General features: G+C 58.4%; 19 protein-coding genes and 1 rRNA gene. 1 reads left to right on the forward strand and 19 read right to left on the reverse strand.

Going from position 1 to position 16,722, the window contains the following annotated elements; translation table 11 throughout:
* Positions 1–3 precede the first annotated feature (3 nt).
* The 3 genes from ACKXGA_RS07920 to rsxC are packed head-to-tail and all read right to left on the reverse strand — an operon-like array spanning position 4 to position 2,830.
* The gene (locus ACKXGA_RS07920) at positions 4–552 is read right to left on the reverse strand and encodes an FMN-binding protein (protein ID WP_423729238.1); all 549 of its coding nucleotides are present in this window, start codon (positions 550–552) and stop codon (positions 4–6) included.
* Positions 549–1,508 (reverse strand): RnfABCDGE type electron transport complex subunit D, encoded by a 960-nt coding sequence (locus ACKXGA_RS07925; RefSeq protein ID WP_005935147.1) that lies wholly within the window; start codon positions 1,506–1,508, stop codon positions 549–551. The genes ACKXGA_RS07920 and ACKXGA_RS07925 overlap by 4 nt, the downstream gene beginning before the upstream one ends.
* On the reverse strand, positions 1,508–2,830 hold the full coding sequence (gene rsxC / locus ACKXGA_RS07930) for an electron transport complex subunit RsxC (protein ID WP_227622398.1): 1,323 nt from the start codon (positions 2,828–2,830) through the stop codon (positions 1,508–1,510). Before rsxC ends, ACKXGA_RS07925 begins: the two co-directional genes overlap by 1 nt.
* Before the next feature lie 345 nt (positions 2,831–3,175).
* On the opposite strand from rsxC, the gene ACKXGA_RS07935 reads away from it, so the two are divergent.
* Positions 3,176–3,301, forward strand: coding sequence for a hypothetical protein (locus ACKXGA_RS07935; RefSeq protein WP_005935143.1), 126 nt, complete (start codon positions 3,176–3,178; stop codon positions 3,299–3,301).
* Positions 3,302–3,393: 92 nt separating this feature from the next.
* Here the strand turns inward: ACKXGA_RS07935 and ACKXGA_RS07940 are convergent, their stop codons facing one another.
* From ACKXGA_RS07940 to rrf, 16 genes are all read right to left on the reverse strand, one after another.
* Complete coding sequence (locus ACKXGA_RS07940) at positions 3,394–3,900, reverse strand: hypothetical protein (RefSeq protein WP_423729239.1); 507 nt, start codon at positions 3,898–3,900, stop codon at positions 3,394–3,396.
* A 22-nt stretch (positions 3,901–3,922) separates the two neighbouring features.
* On the reverse strand, positions 3,923–4,459 hold the full coding sequence (locus ACKXGA_RS07945) for a DUF5662 family protein (RefSeq protein WP_097773294.1): 537 nt from the start codon (positions 4,457–4,459) through the stop codon (positions 3,923–3,925).
* Entirely contained in the window at positions 4,456–6,345 is a 1,890-nt protein-coding gene (locus ACKXGA_RS07950; protein WP_423729240.1) for a glycosyltransferase family 2 protein, read from the reverse strand. The genes ACKXGA_RS07945 and ACKXGA_RS07950 overlap by 4 nt, the downstream gene beginning before the upstream one ends.
* Positions 6,346–6,348: 3 nt before the next feature.
* Positions 6,349–7,092: an ABC transporter ATP-binding protein gene (locus ACKXGA_RS07955; RefSeq protein ID WP_097771572.1), complete on the reverse strand. Its 744-nt coding sequence runs from the start codon at positions 7,090–7,092 to the stop codon at positions 6,349–6,351.
* A 13-nt stretch (positions 7,093–7,105) separates the two neighbouring features.
* Positions 7,106–7,915, reverse strand: coding sequence for an ABC transporter permease (locus tag ACKXGA_RS07960; protein WP_423729241.1), 810 nt, complete (start codon positions 7,913–7,915; stop codon positions 7,106–7,108).
* Between the two features lie 6 nt (positions 7,916–7,921).
* The gene (gene rfbC, locus ACKXGA_RS07965; RefSeq protein ID WP_005935131.1) at positions 7,922–8,488 is read right to left on the reverse strand and encodes a dTDP-4-dehydrorhamnose 3,5-epimerase; all 567 of its coding nucleotides are present in this window, start codon (positions 8,486–8,488) and stop codon (positions 7,922–7,924) included.
* Positions 8,489–8,737: 249 nt separating this feature from the next.
* Positions 8,738–10,057, reverse strand: coding sequence for a D-alanyl-D-alanine carboxypeptidase family protein (locus ACKXGA_RS07970; RefSeq protein ID WP_423729242.1), 1,320 nt, complete (start codon positions 10,055–10,057; stop codon positions 8,738–8,740).
* Between the two features lie 70 nt (positions 10,058–10,127).
* Positions 10,128–10,718 carry a dipicolinate synthase subunit B gene (locus ACKXGA_RS07975; protein ID WP_097771569.1) on the reverse strand — a complete coding sequence of 197 codons (591 nt, stop codon included), beginning with the start codon at positions 10,716–10,718 and terminating at the stop codon, positions 10,128–10,130.
* Positions 10,715–11,509, reverse strand: coding sequence for an NAD(P)-binding domain-containing protein (locus ACKXGA_RS07980; RefSeq protein ID WP_423729243.1), 795 nt, complete (start codon positions 11,507–11,509; stop codon positions 10,715–10,717). Before ACKXGA_RS07980 ends, ACKXGA_RS07975 begins: the two co-directional genes overlap by 4 nt.
* Positions 11,510–11,613: 104 nt before the next feature.
* Complete coding sequence (locus tag ACKXGA_RS07985) at positions 11,614–12,525, reverse strand: hypothetical protein (protein WP_423729244.1); 912 nt, start codon at positions 12,523–12,525, stop codon at positions 11,614–11,616.
* Positions 12,526–12,710: 185 nt separating this feature from the next.
* The gene (locus tag ACKXGA_RS07990; protein WP_423729245.1) at positions 12,711–13,652 is read right to left on the reverse strand and encodes a histidine kinase dimerization/phospho-acceptor domain-containing protein; all 942 of its coding nucleotides are present in this window, start codon (positions 13,650–13,652) and stop codon (positions 12,711–12,713) included.
* Positions 13,634–14,314, reverse strand: a complete 681-nt coding sequence (locus tag ACKXGA_RS07995) for a response regulator transcription factor (protein WP_423729246.1) — start codon at positions 14,312–14,314, stop codon at positions 13,634–13,636. The genes ACKXGA_RS07990 and ACKXGA_RS07995 overlap by 19 nt, the downstream gene beginning before the upstream one ends.
* A 4-nt stretch (positions 14,315–14,318) precedes the next feature.
* Positions 14,319–15,182, reverse strand: coding sequence for a TraX family protein (locus ACKXGA_RS08000; protein WP_423729247.1), 864 nt, complete (start codon positions 15,180–15,182; stop codon positions 14,319–14,321).
* 66 nt (positions 15,183–15,248) lie between these two features.
* Positions 15,249–15,767: a GNAT family N-acetyltransferase gene (locus ACKXGA_RS08005; protein ID WP_423729248.1), complete on the reverse strand. Its 519-nt coding sequence runs from the start codon at positions 15,765–15,767 to the stop codon at positions 15,249–15,251.
* 119 nt (positions 15,768–15,886) lie between these two features.
* Complete coding sequence (locus ACKXGA_RS08010; protein ID WP_005935115.1) at positions 15,887–16,357, reverse strand: LURP-one-related/scramblase family protein; 471 nt, start codon at positions 16,355–16,357, stop codon at positions 15,887–15,889.
* 145 nt (positions 16,358–16,502) lie between these two features.
* Positions 16,503–16,619 (reverse strand): 5S ribosomal RNA (gene rrf, locus ACKXGA_RS08015).
* Positions 16,620–16,722: the final 103 nt, after the last annotated feature.

Raw genomic sequence — 16,722 nt, forward strand, 5'->3', positions numbered from 1 at the left:
CCTTTATGCCAACTCGTTGTAGCAGTTGATGCAATCGTTGATGGCGGCAAACAGAGCCTTAGAGGAAATGGTTGCGCCGCTGTATGCGTCGTAGCCCTGGCCCAGGGTGATGTTCTGGGTGCCATCCATGCCATCGAACTGAGCAAGGAAGCTGTCGGTGGCAACGTTGCTGCCGATGCCCTTGGTCTGGGTAGAAGCGTCCACCCAGATGCCGGTGACAGTGCCGTTGGTGTCGAAGCCGATGATGACGGACAGGATGCCGCCGTCAAAGCCCTTTTCCTCAGCCTTGATGGCCAGGGAGCCGTCGCTGGCCTTTACAGCACCGGTGATGTTCTCGGTGGTGTAGTCGGTCACTTCGTCCAGATCGGAGGCGCTGGAAACGGTGGGCATCACGTCCACATAGGCAGCCAGCGTTGCGGCCTTCTGGTTTTCCTCAATGATGGGAGCCGTAAAGGAGTTGACCATGGCCAGCAGCAGGCTGACGATCAGTGCGATCACGCTCAGCACAACAACAGGCTTTACACTGGTCTCCCAGGAAGAATTCTTATTCATTTGCCAGCACCCTCCTTTGCTTTCTTTGCAGGCTTAACATAGCCGTAAGGAGTCTGACGGGTCCAATCGTTGATAAAGGGGACCCACAGGTTCATAAACAGCAGCGCGAAGGAAACGCCCTCGGCGTAGCTGCCCCACTGACGGATGGCGAAGGTGACGATGCCCAGGCACAGGCCGTAGATCAGCTTGCCCTTCAGGGTAAAGGGGCTGGTGACATAGTCCGTTGCCATGAACACAGCACCGAACATCAGGCCGCCGGACAGGATGCCGACCAGTGCGCCGTGCAGGCTGCCGGTGGAGATCAGGTAGAAGATAAACATGCTGCCGATGTAAGAAGCGGGGATGGCGATGCTGATGGTCTTGGTGGCCACCATATAAATCAGGCCCAGCAGGATGGCCAGAGCGCAGGTCTCGCCCAGAACACCGCCGTGCACACCCATGAACAGATCCAGCAGGCTCAGCTTGCTGGTGTCAGCCACAGCCAGCGGGGTAGCGCTGGACAGCTGGTCAACCGCTGCATCGGGGAACACCCAATTGTTCATGGAACCGGCAAAGCTGATGAACAGCACGATACGGCCCACCAGTGCAGGGTTTGCAAAGTTCATGCCAATGCCGCCGAACAGCTGCTTGACCACGATGATGGCAACCAGGTCGCCGATGATGAGCTGGCCGATGGGCATGCCCACGGGCACGTTCATGGCCAGAATGATACCGGTGACCACAGCGGACAGGTCGCTGATGGGGTTTGCCTTCTTCAGCAGCTTGCAGTACAGCCACTCAAAGGCCACGCATGCCACAACGGACACTGCAGTGACCAGCAGGGCACGCGCGCCAAAGATGATTGCAGAGGCCACCACACAGGGGCACAGGGCAACGATCACGTTGGCCATCAGGCTCTGGGTCGTTTCCTCACTGCGCAGGTGCGGGGAGGCCGAAACAATAAGCTTCGTATCCATTACTTATTGCCTCCTTTTTTGATTTCACCAAGATAGAACGCCTTTGCCAGGCCCATCATCTGGGTGCAGGGGCGCTTTGCCGGGCAGACAAAGGTGCAGGAGCCGCAGTTGAAGCAGTAATCAACATGCAGCTTGCCCAGCTCCTGAACGTCGCGGGCAGCGTAAGCCTGGTTGACCTCCACGGGCTCCAGACCCATGGGGCAGTACTCCACGCAGCGGCCGCAGCGGATGCAGGGGTTGACCTGCGGGGGCTCTGCAGCAGCGGCGCTGAGCATGATCAGGCCGGAGGTGGTCTTGGTGGTGGGGTAGCTCAGGTTCTCCACAGCGGGGCCCATCATGGCACCGCCGGCAACCACCTTGCCCAGCTCCACGCCGCCCTTGATGCCGGCAGCGTTCAGAACATCCTCGTAGGCAGTGCCTACGGGAACGATCAGGTTCTGGGGCTTTGCGCAGGCATCACCGTCCACGGTGATGCAGCGGCTGACCACCGGCATACCGGTAGCCAGGTACTTGCCCAGGGTAGAAACAGAGGTCACGTTCATCACGATGGCACCTGCATCTGCGGGCAGACCGCCATGCGGCACCTCGCGGCCCAGGCACTTCTCGATCAGGATCAGCTCTGCGCCGGTGCCGTAAACACTGGGCAGTGCCTTGACCTCGATGGCGGGCTTGTCTTTGGTCTTCTGGTTCAACAGCTCGATGCACTCGGGCTTGTTGTTCTCAATGCCGATGATGCACTTCGGGATGCCGGTGTACTTCAGCACGGCCTCGATGCCGCGGACGATATCATCGCTGCAGTTCAGCATCTCCTGCGTGTCGCTGGTCAGCCAGACTTCACACTCGGAAGCGTTGATGAGCAGGGTGTCCACGGTCTGCTTGGGCTGCAGCTTGACATCGGTCGGGAAGCCTGCGCCGCCCAGACCCACCAGGCCGCACTCACGCACGGCTGCCAGGAAGCTGGCCTTGTCGGTGACCTCAGGTGCCTTCACGGCAGGGTCCACGGTCTGCTTGCCATCGGTCTTGATGACAACAGAGTCGCACATCCGGCCATTGGAGAGACGGAAGGGTTCCACAGCGGCCACGGTACCAGAAACACTGGAGTGGATATTTGCAGAGACAAAACCGCCTGCTTCGCCGATCTTAGTGCCAACAAACACTTCGTCGCCCTTTTTGACCAGGGCTTTCGCCGGAGCGCCGATGTGCTGGCTCATCAGGATGCGTACCTGCGCGGGCAGAGGCATCGGAACTGGTTTGCTTGCAGCGGTTGCCTTGTCATGCGGCGTATGCGCGCCAAGCGCCGCACGTTTCAGCTTGTTCAACATGGAATAAATCCCCCATTCTGCTTGAATTGCCACCCCTGCCCTCATGCGGGCGCACTGCGGCAGGGACAGCAGCTGCTTAACACAGTTATTGTATCATTTTACAGCCGGAAGTTCAACGACAACAGCACCAAAATGATGCAATTTCCTCAATTTTCTTTGCCATTTTTAACGATTAGTCGTATCTAACCAATTGTTTTTTTATTAACAACCACCAACTTCACGCAACTTTACTACCGTTTGCCTTTCTGCCGGGATTATGGTATACTGTTGCTAATGACCCTGCGGAACGTCCCCTGCTCCGCATTTGAACGACCGGGCCATGCCCGCCAAGGAGGATCGGATACCATGAAAGTTCTCAAAGCTCTGCTTGCCATCTTCACGTTCTTAGCCGCCGCACTCACCTGCACGCTTCTCTTTGTGCAGGACAGAAACGCCCCCCACTATATTAAGATCTACGAGAACGAGCAGTAAGCGGTTTCTCTGACACAAAAGCCCCCGGAAAGCGGTTCGCGCCGCTTCCGGGGGCTTTTTATGCGTTATGCTGTTTTGGCGTTATGTGATGCTCAGTTCACGTCGAACAGGCAGACCGCCTGATAGACAGTGCCGTTAGAAGTGGTAACGTATGCAACGCCGATCTTTTCAGCCAGATTGAATACGCTCTCGTCCTTGAACAGAGAATCATACTTGAAGCTGGTCTTGGAAGCGGGGTTATAATCACTGGTGATGGGACGGTAATCTTTGGTCATGCCAACCACAATCTTCACACTGCCCAGTTCAGCAGTGATCTTACGGTAATTTTCCCAGTAGGTCGTGTTATTGATCTTGTTATTGGTATACTCCAGCCAGTTCTCCAGCAGAGCCTTCGTCACTGCGCTGTACTTTGCACTGTACTTAACCTGGCCCAGGCCCTTATTGGCAGCCATGTTATTCACGGTCATCACCACTTCGGGAGTACCGTCCTCCGGCATTATGCTATCCGGGTCGGTGGTGCCACCGTCGCAGGCGGTCAGCATTGCCAGTGCCAGAACACCGGCCAGAACGAGTGCCAGAACTTTTTTGAAACGTTTCATTGCAATGCCTCCTTGATTTTATTTAATCGTTATCTTCACACCCGAGCAGGAATCTTATGTAGGCAAAGGTGCGCTCCTGCCCCAGATCCCGGACCATCAGCAGCAGCTTTTCCAGCAGTGCCCTTGTTTCGGGATGGAGCAGATAGTGATCCTTGCTCTTTTCATAATACTGCCACGGGGATGCGTCGGTGTACTTGTCGCCCAGATAGATCTGGCTGGCCGCCACGCGGTCGCAGACCATCTCGCAGACATAGCGCAGGGGCATTTTCATGCCGCCCAGGCCGGATTTGTTGGTTGTGTAGTCGATCCAGTATTCCAGATGGTGCTTGTTGCGGCCCTTATGGTGGAGCCATGCCGAGGAATAGCCCCGGGCGGCGCGCTCTGCCTCGTTGGGGCTGTGGTCGCCCTGATAGTAGATGCAGCCCGGGATGAACTCGGTGGGGCTGTACTTGCTCAGGTCATGGGTCAGGCCCTGCTGATAAAGGCCGCATTCAAAGCAATACTTCATCACCAGCAGTTTATGCCGGGTGATGGTCTCAAAGTGTCCCTTGATGTTCATTGGAGGGTACCTCCCCGGAATCTTACCGTTACCCTGCCCTCTTTCAACCTGCGCAGATCGTCGCTCTCCGAAAAATCCTCCCGGTCACGGGTCAGGTTGGGGTTGTAGTAGGGGTCATCCAGAATGTTTTCCTTGCCGTGGATGGTGTAGAGCCGCTGCTGTTCCGCCGCAAAGCGGGCCGCCTTAACGGGGTCTTTTTCATCCCCGCCCCGGCTCTTGCTCTCATAGTGGATGAGCTCGGCGTAGGGGGTCCAGGCAATGCGGTAGCCCGCATCCCGCACCCGCAGGCAGAAGTCCACATCGTTGAAGGCCACGGCGAACTGCTCGTCCAGCCCGTGCATCTCGTCATAGACGGCGGTCTTTACCAGCAGGCAGGCACCGGTCACGCCGGAGAAGTCCTGCACGGTAGAGGTGCGGAACAGATAGCCGCTGCCGCCCTTTTTCTTATACTTGTGGCTGTGGCCCGCGTAGCCGCCCAGACCGGTCACGATCCCGGCGTGCTGGATGGTCTCATCCGGGTACCAGAGCATGGCACCGCAGATCGCCGCGCCGCCGGGGTGGGCGCACTGCCGGAGCAGCTCCGTGAGCCAGTCGCCGTTCACCACTTCCACATCGTTGTTGAGCAGCAGCAGATAGTCGCCCTCTGCCGCTTTCCGGCCAAAGTTGTTGATGGCCGAGAAGTTGAAGCCCTTGCCCGGGTAGGTGACCACCTTCAGGCCATCGTACCGCTGCCGGGCCTTCTCGTAATAGGCAAAGGTGGCCGGGTCTGTGGAGTTGTTCTCAATGACGATGACCTCGAACCGGTCCCAGGTGGTCTTTTTCCAGATGCTCTGCAGGCACTTTTCCAGATCCTCGGTGTGATCCTTGTTGGGGATGAGGATACTCACCTTCGGTTCCCCCACAATGTCCCACCTGACCCGATAGGTGCTGGGGTACAGGCCATCCTCTATGGTACCGGTGCGGCCGGTGCGCTCCAGATGGTCGGCCAGCGCCTTCTTTGCCGCTTTGGCAACGTAAGGCTTGGCATCGGTGCCGCCGGAGGTCGAGCCTTCGTGCACCCGCCAGTAGTAGAGCACCTGCGGCACATGGGCCGCGCCGCCCACCTGCTCAATGAGCCGGAGGAAAAGGTCGTGGTCCTGACTGCCATCACACTCGGGGCGTTCCCCGCCCACCTGCTCGAACAGCTCCCGCCGGAACACGGCCAGATGGCAGATGTAGTTGCAGCAGAGCAGATAATCCGGGGCGTAATCGGGTTTGAAGTGGGCCACCAGCGGCTTTTCGATCTTTTTGGTGAAGAGGGCCTCGTCGCTGTACAGGAAGCCGTCCGGCTCCCCTGCCTCACGCAGCTGCCGGATCGCCCGGCCCATGGTATACATGGCGTGGGGCGCAAGGATGTCATCGTGGTCGGCCAGCGCCAGATATTCCCCCGATGCCAGTTCAGCGGCGGCGTTGGTGTTGGCCGCAATGCCCTTGTTTTCGATCTTTTTGTATACGATGTGTTGATATTTTGCCTGATATTCCCTTACGATATCCCCCACACTGCTGTGGGCGGCATCGGAGGCATCCGCCAGGCAGAGCTCACCATTGGGGGCTGTCTGGTTCACGAAGGAATCCAGAAACTGCCGCAGAAACACCTCAGGAGTATTATACAACGGTGTCAACACGGAAATCGTCGAAAGTTGGCAGTTTTCAAAATTTTTTCCTGCCATTTCGGCTCTCTGGGCTTCCAGCACCTTTTTTGCGGGCAGGTAGCGGGCCTTTTTGCCAAAGCACCGCCGCCTGACAAAACCCGCGCCCCGGGCCAGCATGGTGCCCAGACCCTCGTCCTTTGTCAGCTGGACCGCATAGCCTGCCAGCTCTCTGGCACGTTTCAATCGCACATTCATGGCTCAGGCCTCGCCGCGCTGGGTGGCCTTGTAGGCCGCGCAGACTGTCTCGGTATCGCCGTTCATTTTCAGGTGGCCGTGGCTCAGCCATGCCACCTTGCTGCACATCCGCTCGATCTGCTCGATGGAGTGAGAGACCAGAATGACGGTGGTGCCGCCTGCCATCAGCTCCTTCATCCGCTTTTCGCATTTCTGCTGGAACAGGAAGTCGCCCACCGAGAGCACCTCATCCGCGATCAGGATATCGGGCTTGGTGATGGTGGCAATGGCAAAGCCGATGCGGGCCACCATGCCGGAGGAGTAGTTTTTCAGCGGCACATCCAGAAAGTTCTGCAGCTCGCTGAACTCCACGATCTCGTCGAACTTCTCGTCCAGATACTTGGGCGAGAACCCCAGCACCGTGCCGTTGAGGTAGATGTTCTCCCGGGCGGTCAGGTCCATATCAAAGCCCGCACCCAGCTCGATGAGCGGGGCGATGGTGCCGTTGACGGTGACCTTGCCCCTGGTGGGCTTGTACACGCCCGCAATGGTCTTGAGCAGGGTAGATTTGCCCGAGCCGTTCAGGCCCACCAGACCGTAAAAATCGCCGGGCATGATGTCCAGGCTCACGTCCTTCAGGGCGTAAAACTCGTCGTACTGCAGGCGGCCCTGCACCATGGCCAGCAGATATTCCTTCAGGCTCTCGTGCTTTTCGGTGGAGAGGTTGAAGCACATGGACACGTTGTCCACTTTGATGATCGGTTCCATTCTTCTCCCCTCCTTAAATATGCAGCACAAAACGATCCTGCGTTTTGCGGAACATGTGCACGCCCACCCACATGGAGACCACTGCGCAGATGCCGCAGACCGCAAACATGTTGAGGTCCAGCGGGATGCCCCACATCAGGGTGCGGCGGAAGCCGGTGATATACCAGTACATGGGGTTCAGCTTGATGATCTGCTGCATGTTGAACCCGCCGATGGAAAAGGTCATCTGGGTAGGGTCATAGAAGATGGCGGAGAAGTAGAGCAGCGCCGTGATGAACACGCTCCAGATGTGCATGATGTCCCGGAAGAACACCGTTGCCGCCGCCAGGAACAGGCCCACCCCCAGGCTGAAGAAGAAGAGGGTGATGAGCGGGTAGAGCGCTTCCAGAAGGGTCAGGTGGAAGGGCGCGCCGGTAAAGACCATCACCAGCAGCAGGGCCACAAAGCTGAACACGCAGTTCACCATGGCAAAGCAGCACTTTTCCAGCGGGAAGATATACTTGGGGATATACACCTTTTTCAGCAGGGGGGCGGCGCTGAGCACGCTGCTCATGCTGGAGGAGGTGGCCTCGTTGAAGAAGTTGAAGAGCAGCTGACCGCACATCAGGAACACCGGGAAGTTGTCGATGCCGCTGCCCCGCATATCCATCAGGCTGCTGAACACAGCCCAGTAGACCAGGCACATCAGCAGGGGGTTCAGCACGCTCCACAGCACACCCAGCACGCTGCGGCGGTATTTCAGCTTGAAATCACGGCTGACCAGATTCCACAGCAGATAGCGGTAGCGCCAGAAGCCGTTGAACATTCCTTTCAGTTTCGCCACGGGCTATCACCACTTTTCAAAGAATTCAAACTTCTGGGCTGCAAAGGGCTCATGCAGCTTGTCCTTTGCGCTGGTCTTGTGCTCACAGCCGCAGTCGGGCCACTGCACGTTCACGGTGGGGTCATCGTAGGGGATGCCGCCCTCGCTGGTGGGGTCATAGACATCGGTGCACTTGTAGCAGAACTCGGCCACATCGCTCAGCACCAGGAAGCCGTGGGCAAAGCCCTCAGGGATATAGAACATCTTCTTGTTCTCCTCGCTCAGGGTCACGCCCACCCACTTGCCAAAGGTGGCGCTGTGGGGGCGGCAGTCCACGGCAACATCATAGACCTCGCCCTTGGTCACACGCACCAGCTTGCCCTGGGTGTGGTTCTTCTGGAAATGCAGGCCGCGCAGCACGCCGCGGGTGGAGCGGCTCTGGTTGTCCTGCACGAACTCCTTGTCGATGCCGGCAGCAGCAAACTGATCCTTCTGGTAGGTCTCCATGAAATAACCGCGGTCATCACCGAACACCTGCGGCTCAATGACCACAACACCAGGGATCTCGGTCTCAGTAAACGTAAACTTGCCCATATTTCTTTTTCCTCTCTGTTTTCTTTCAGAAAATTTTGTCTGTTTGTAGTATATGGAAAAGTCCTTGCGGGCTTTTGCGCGATAGATCAAACTGTCCCTTCCTGCCAAGGCCTCCCCTACTAGGGGAGGTGGCATTGCGTCAGCAATGACGAAGAGGTTGGACAGAGGAGAAGCTTTCCCTTCATACAACCTCTCAGTCTCGCAATCGCTCGACAGCTCCCCTGGTAGGGGAGCCTCTGGCGAAACGGGTCAGTGCTTACTTCTTGATTTACGTTTCTTCCATTTTATTCTCAGCCGCACCACGCCGAACGCAGCAAGAGCGGCCAGCACGGTGGCACCGACCGAGATGGCCAGCAGGCCGCCTGCGATCCTCTTCGGCCCCACATCCCGGGAGGCGGGCAGGGTGGCGTTGGCGCTCTTGGCCAGCAGCTCCTCCAGCCCGGTCACAGCGGCAGGCACCCGGACGCTGGCCGTTTCCTGCACGTCCCGCCCATGAATGGTATACACCGCATACACCGCCGGGTCAACCCCCAAGAGGTATCGTTCGGGCAGTTCCAGCGTGACCGACACATCCGCAGCGGTCAGGCCGTCGGCCAGCAGCAGCTTCACGCCCGGGTCAGAAACCGTCACCGTGCCCAGCGTGCTGCCGCCGCCCGCCACTTCCAGCTCCCCGGTCACGCCCTGGGCAGGGATCTCGGTGTAGCCGGTGTAGCGGGCAAAGGCATCGTCCAGCAGGGTGCGGACATCGTTGTATTTGTCGGTCTTGATCTGGCTCTGCATGGTCACGCAGATCAGCCGCACGCCGTTCTGCTCCGCCAGGCAGACATAGCTGTACCGGGCAATGTTGGTGTAGCCGATCTTGGAACCCAGGATGGCCGGGATATAGTACCGGCTGGAGCCCACCCGCATTTTATCCTGCTGGTGGAAGTACCGGGTCACGGGCTGGATATTGGTCGGGCCCATGGTGTACATCTCGTTCCGGGTAAACAGGGTCTCGAACCCGGGCTGGGTCAGCGCCCAGCGCAGGATCTGCGCCATGTCATAGCAGCTGGTGTAGTGGTCCTCATCGCTGATGCCGTGGGGGTTGGCAAAGTGGGTGTGTTCCAGCCCCAGCTCCTTTGCCTGCGCGTTCATGGCGGCCACACCGCCCTCAATGGAGCCGCCGCCGAAGTATTCGGCCAGCAGGTTGGCCCCATCGTTGGCGCTGGCCATCATGGTGGCATACAGGGCATCGGTCAGGGGCACTTCCTCCCCTTCCTGCAGGGCGATGTGGCTGGAATCGGTGCCCGCCAGCGAGTAGACATCCTCGTGGCTGACCGTCAGCTTGACATTGTCCCACTTGCCCTGGGCCTTTTCACAGGCAAGGCCCAGCGTCATCACCTTGGTGATGGATGCCGGGTGCAGTTCCTCGTTCATGTTCTGCTGGGCCAGCACCAGACCGGTGTCGGCATCGATGATGCAGTACGCTTCCGTAGCCGTCAGTGCAGGCCCGGCAGCTGCCGCGCCCGGCGCAAACGCCGCCAGTGCGGTCAAAAGCACCGCACACAGCATGGCGATGTGTTTTTTCATTCCAGTTCCTCTATCTCAAGATATTATGATATAGTATACCACATTTTTATCCCTCTGAAAAGAGAAACCCTCAGTTCCACTCCCGGAGCACCGGCTGCAGCTGCTGACCGTGCAGGGCAGCCTCCAGTGCAGCGGGCAGCAGGGTGAGATCCGCCTTCAGGCTCTGGGGTTTCTGCGCTGCATCGTCCTGTCCGTAGGGCACAAAGTAATAGTGCTTGCGCTGCATCAGCCGGGCGATGTTCTCCCCGGAAGCCCCCAGCCCATCGTTGGTGGAGACAGCCAGCAGCACCGGGCACCCGACCCGCAGCAGGCTTTTTGCCGCCAGCGTGACCGGCGTGTCGGAAAGGCCCGCCGCCAGCCGGGCCAGTGTGGTACCGGTGCAGGGGGCCACCACCAGTGCCCGGGCCAGCTGCCGCGGCCCCAGCGGCTCCACATCCTGCAGGGTATCCAGCACCCTGTGGCCGGTCAGGGTCTCCAGCCGATCCTTCCACTCATCCGCCCGGCCAAAGCGGGTGTTCAGGCCGGAGGCCGCATAGCTCATCACCGGCAGCAGCTCCCAGCCCTGCCGCACCAGCTGTTCAGCCTGAGCCACCGCCGCGCCCAGCGTGCAGAAGCTCCCGCAGACCGCAAACGCCACTGTCCCGCGCAATTGCCTTTTCATGGTGTCCCCTCCCTTTCCGCCAGGATCTCACAGACCGTCCGGGCCAGAGCCTCGCCCGCCGTTTCGGGGGCGCAGGCCGCAGGCAGGCTCAGGGCATGGATGGCCCGGTGCCCCAGCCGCCGGGCTGCGGCAAAGTCAGTGCCGCCCGGCTTGGATGCCAGATCCACGATCAGGCTCCCGGGCCGCAGGGCTGCCAGCACGGCTTCCGTCAGAACAGGGGCCGGGATGGTGTTTACCACCGTGTCAAAGGCCGGAGCGGCCTGTTTCAGCCGGGCCAGATCCACCGCCCGCAGGCTGAAACTCTCCGCCAGTGCCCGCTGGGCCGGCCGCCGCGCGGCCACCGTCACCTGTGCGCCCAGTGCCGCCAGCCGTACCCCAAGCGCCTGCCCCACCGGCCCAAAACCGGCCAGCAGGATGGCGCTGTTCCAGAGCGTCCGCGTCCGCTCCGCCATCAGGATGCCAATGCAGCCCTCTGCTGTCGGGATGGCGTTGCAGAGGATCAGTTCCTCCCGGGCAAAGTAGTCCACCAGCTCCACGCCCGCCTCCGCCGCGATCTGCCTTGCCTGCGCCGAGAGCTTTCCGCCCAGTGCCAGCGCCCCCGGTTTTGCGGCCCGCAGCAGTTCCGCCAGCGGGGTGCGGCTCTCGTCCAGCGGCAGCGGCAGTAAGATGTAATCGGCCAGCGCCGTCTGCTCCGGCCCGCCCACCGCAAACCCGGCACGGGCCAGCGCCCGGCCTGCCGCCGCCAGCCGCGCGTCCGTTCCGATCACCGCAAATCGTCTTTGTCCGTCCATTCCCGGCCCCTCCTCCCCATGGTCTGCGTCATCCTATGCCCATGGAGCGCCGGGTGTGAAAAAGCCGCCGCTCTCCGTCAGGAAAGCAGCGGCGATCTGTTTTTTTATGATATCGGCTTTTCGGTCAGAGCGGCGGCAGAGATTGCCTCCGGCTCCTCCATGTTTCGCGTCCGCTCCACGGCCTCACGCATCCGCGGCAGCTGGACGGCTTCATCAAAATCCGCATATCCCTTTGCGTAGGCAGGCACCATCTCCAACCGGTATTCTGCACTTGCAACGCTCCATTCCCGGATAGAAAAGTGCTCCGGCGGGAAATTCAGCCAGTTTCCACTCTCTCCAAACTGCGAGACCGCGTCCACCTGAATGCGGAACAGATTCTTCGCATAGTAAGCGGTCGTTGCGATATTTTTCCGGTAGAGCTTCTGCAGATCCTTTTCCCGGCTCGTCGCCTTGCAATACGTCACAAATCGGGTGTCTGCCATCCGCTCTCTGGCTTCCAGCAGGCTCAGGATCGTGCCCTGCTCATCTACCAGATACCCGTTGGTCGTTGGGTCCAGCATACACCACTTTTCCTGTGATCGGTCGTAGATCTCCGTGACAACGTGACAATCAAAATCGAAGGGAGAATAGGGCAGGAAGCGCACCCGCCGTGCGTAGATTCCCAGTGCCAGGCAGACCTCCTCCAGAATTTTGGCCTTATTCAGGCAGTTGATGCCCTGTTCCGGTTTATCCAGACTGTAATCCAAAAGCGCCAGGGCGTTGCAGTCCACATGGCCGTCGTACCACGGGCTGTGCGTCAGCTTAGGCGAGAGGTATTTCAGCACCCGAATTGCCCGCTGCAGGTCCGTGCCTTTTCCTGCAATTTTCTCAAAGGGATACTTTTTCAGGAGGTCGGCATACTCCGGGCAGTCCATGCGATATTCCACCGCCGTGCTCTTTCCCGGTTGAAAGCTCCGATTGTTCCGCAGGATTCCACGGTAAACATTGTAAAGGACTTCTGTCTCTTCAAAATTCATTGTTTTTCCCCTCTCTTTTTTGGATAGACGAACGAATGGCCGTAAGTGTTCATTTTCCCCTCTATTTTCAGACCCTATCGTTTTTTATAATACCACGGTTTTCCTGCTCATGCAATGCAAAATGCCCGGCCATGTGGGCGTTCCCACACAGCCGGGCGGCTTCCTTTTTCATCATTCGGGTCTGCTCAGGGCCGCTTATATTTCAGCGGTGTCTGCACCTGAGCACGGATCTTGAGCAGATAGGTCCGGGTCTGCTCGGTGCCCCGCAGGATGGCCTCCACCTGTTCCCGCTGCTCCGGGGTCAGGGCCTCGTCCTCGGCCAGCAGGTCGGCGTTGCCCTCAATGACGGCCAGCGGCGTTTTGAGCTCATGGGAAAGCTGGATGATCTGCTCCCGCTGCTGCTGCTCCATTTTCCATTGGGCCTGCAGGCTGGCCGTCAGCTCCTGCCCCATGGTCTGCAGGGCAGCCAGTGTCTCGGCGTATTCCCGCACCTGCGCCCCGGAAAAATCGATCTCTTCCACGCCCTTTTTCTCAGCCACCTGCCGGGAGACCTCGGTCAGGCGGGCCGTCTCTCGGGCCAGAAACTTTCTGGAGCGGTGGGTGCTCCACACCACCGCTCCCACCAGCAGCAGAATGCCCAGAATGCAGTGCACCGTCTGCACATCTGGCAGCTTTCCCCGCAGCGCAGGGGCGGCGTAGGGCACGGCATAGTCAAATTGCAGCAGACAGACCGTTCCGTCCTGCAATTTTGACATCATATAATACTGTGTGTATCCAAAATGCCAGCGGTTTTTCCCCTGCCGGTTCTCCATTGCCCGCTGCAAGTGCCCGGCATCCATGTTGGTGGCCAGCACCTCGCTGCTGTCCGGCGCGGCAAACAGGGCGTAACGGCACAAGGAGTCCAGCTGGGTCTCATCAAAGGTGGCGGCAGTCATGCCCGGCAAAACGTCCTGTGCAGCCTTCTGGCAGGCCTGCGCGGCCTGATTGGCCGGGAGCGCCAGCCCGCTGTTGATGACGCACATCAGCGCCGCAAACCACAACAGCAGCGCCAGCACACAGCAAAAGACGGTCTGCACCAGATATCGCAGCAGTACGCCCCGCAGGGAGATCAGCCCTCGTTTTTCCATTGATATCCCACTCCCCAGATGGTTTTCAGCAGTGTTTCCGGCTCTGCCACCCCCGCCGCCCGGAGCTTGGCCCGGATGTTCTTGATGTGCTGGGTCACGGCGGTGTCGTCCGCAGTGCCGTCAATGCCAAAAACCGCTTCGTAAATTTGCTCCTTGGTAAAGGTCTGCCCGGCGTACAGCGCCAGATGCTCGCAGATGGCATACTCGGAGCGGGTCAGCGGCAGAGGAGTTTCTCCCACCGCCGCCTCCCGCGCGGACAGGTCAAAACTGACTCCGCCACGCACCAGCCGATGCACCGGGGTGCGGCTCTGCCGCCGCAGATGCGCCGCCACCCGGGCACGCAGCTCTGCCACCCGGAAAGGCTTTGCAAGGTAATCGTCTGCCCCGATGCCCAGCCCCTCCAGAATAGATGCTTCGTCTGTCCGGGCCGTCAGAAACAGAATGGGGGCATCGGTCAGGCCCCGGATGCGGCGGCAGACGGCAAAGCCATCCTCCCCGGGCATCATCACATCCAGCAGGATGCAGTCCGCCCAGCGGCAGAGTTGTTCGGTGAGCTCCGCGCCGGAGAGTCGTGTTTCCACCCGGTGGCCGTCCCGCTCCAAGGCAGTGCGGATCAGCTTGCAGAGTTCTATATTGTCATCCACTGCCAGAATATTTGCCACAAGATCACCTCAAAGCGTTATAAACAAGGCAGGATGCCCCATACAGCAGATACACATGGGCCGGGTAGAACCAGTAGAACAGCTGTTTATGCCCGCTGCCGCGCTGACCGTTGTACAGCAGCATCAGCAGGGCCGCAAACACGCCGAACCACTCGTAATAGGTGGTGAACATCTGGGTCCACACAAAACCCTCCTGCCGGCAAGCCATCCCGAAGGTCAGCACAAAATCACACAGGAAGATCACCAGTGCCCATACCGTCAGCTGCACTTTGCGCCGTCCACGCAATGCATACAGCAGCGCACCGCCCAGCAAAAAGCTCCAGCTGCCGTCTGTGATGCCGGTCCACAGGGGCAGCGGGCTGGTGATGACAAACGCCACCACCGTGGAAGCCCACGGCATCTGCTGGATCTGGGGGAAGGCGCTCAGAAACGCCACCATCACAAACGGCCAGCACAAAACGGCGGCAATGGCAGCTATGCCTTTTGCAAATTTCTTTTCCCGCAGCCAATCGATGCCCTGCCAGACGATGCACAGCAGCATCAGATCCTGAAAAATAGCGTTCAGCGGGTAGAAGCCATCCCCGCGCCGGAAGGCTTTGGCGTAGATCATAAAAAATTCCAGCGCCGCCATGGCCGTTCCGATACCCCAGATGCGGATAAAATACCGCCTGCGGTCATGGGTGTGGGCAAAGCCCTCCACCGTGCAGAACAAAAACAGCGGTGCGCTGAGCCGCCCCAGCATACTGAACACCGTTGGGATGCAGCCGGTGAATTCAAAGAAATAATGAATGTGATCCAGCACCATCAGCGCCAGTGCAATGGTCTTGAGCTGGGTACCGTCCAACCCGTTTTTCAATTTTGTCAGCATACAAATTCCCCTTTCAATGATGCTATCATTGTAACAGGAAAATCTGTAGGAATTCTGAGGGAGAACTTATTTTTCCAGATAATAGCACACCAGATCCGTGGGGCCGCGCTCTGCATGGCGCATGGCCTTGTGTTCGATGCCCTCATAGGCAAAGCCCAGCTTTTTCAGCAGCTCCCCGGAGATGGTGTTATAGGCATAATGCCCACCCGTGAAAAGCACCGTATCCGTTTTCTCGAAGAACGCCTGAATCACAGCCGCCAGCGCTTCCCGGGCATAGCCCTGCCGCCGGACATCCGGGGCCATCTCAATGCCCAGCTCCCAGCCGGGCACGGCACGCTCGGCATCCATCAGCGAGATCACGCCGATCACACGCCCATCTGCCTTGCGGACAACGCTGTAACGGGTCTGTCCCGCAAATTTCTGCATCAGACGGTCATATTCCTCATCCATTGCATCAAAGGCATGATAACCGCCGCAATCCAGCGTGGTCTGCTCATCCGAGAAAATCGCAAATACGTCCTGCGCGTCCTTCACCCGGAACTGCCGCAGCTGCAGACGCTCTGTCTCGATTTCAAATACTTCCATTTGCACCTCGTTATTTTCAGGTTTTATCGTACTTTTTAATGATACCACTGTTTCCCAACCCATGCAACGTAAAAAGCCCGGCCATGCGGGCACTCCCACACAGTCGGGCCAATTCAATTTCATTTTGCAGAACACTTTTCGGCATCAATAGCCAGCACGAACATCAGCACATGGAGCGCGTCTGCCGGGTCAACGATATCCAGCACATAGGTGTCCGTCCATTGCAGCAGCTCTTTGGAAACCGTTGCGACTGTCTCTCCCACCGGCTTTGTAATGGTGTAATCCCACCCAGGGAAATCTCCCTCCACATGCCAGCCGTTGAAATCGATGTTATACTTGGGCTTGAACCAGCCCAGTTCCTTTTCGAGGCAGCCGATATAATTTTCGCCCTCATAGAGTTCAAACTTGGGCAGCCAGGTCAGCACCTCCTGCTTGACAGTACCAAGCTCGTTCTCTTCCGTGTCGAAGATTTTCAGGCAGTGCCCCCACGAGAGCTGCCCTTTTACCACATAGACCGTGTTCTCGTTTTCATCATAGATATCGTAGCTGTCGAACCACGAAAACATCCGCTGTTTGAATAAAAGCTTCATCCTGCCCCTCCTCTTTTTGCGATCTCACCGCAGACGGAATACATGCTTATCCCATATACGATTCAGGGACGGGTTTTAAGGCAGAAGCTACAAATTTTTTAAGCAACAAACCCCCAAGGAATTTCTTCCTCAGGGGTTTCATGTAAGTCGGCGACTACCTATTTTCACGCGCCGTTTCCAGCGAACTATCTTGGGCACGAGTGAGCTTAACTTCTGTGTTCGGAATGGGAACAGGTGGAACCTCACCGTCATCGTCACCGACCAATATGACTGGTTCAGTATAACATTTCTGTTTTACTTTGTCCAGTATTTCTTGAAGGACGTGCCTTCAAAACTGAATAATCACTGCTCACATTTTATCATTG

It is taken from the genome of Faecalibacterium hominis (ex Afrizal et al. 2022) (assembly GCF_049545105.1).
In the GTDB taxonomy this organism is placed as follows: Bacteria; Bacillota; Clostridia; order Oscillospirales; family Ruminococcaceae; genus Faecalibacterium; species Faecalibacterium duncaniae.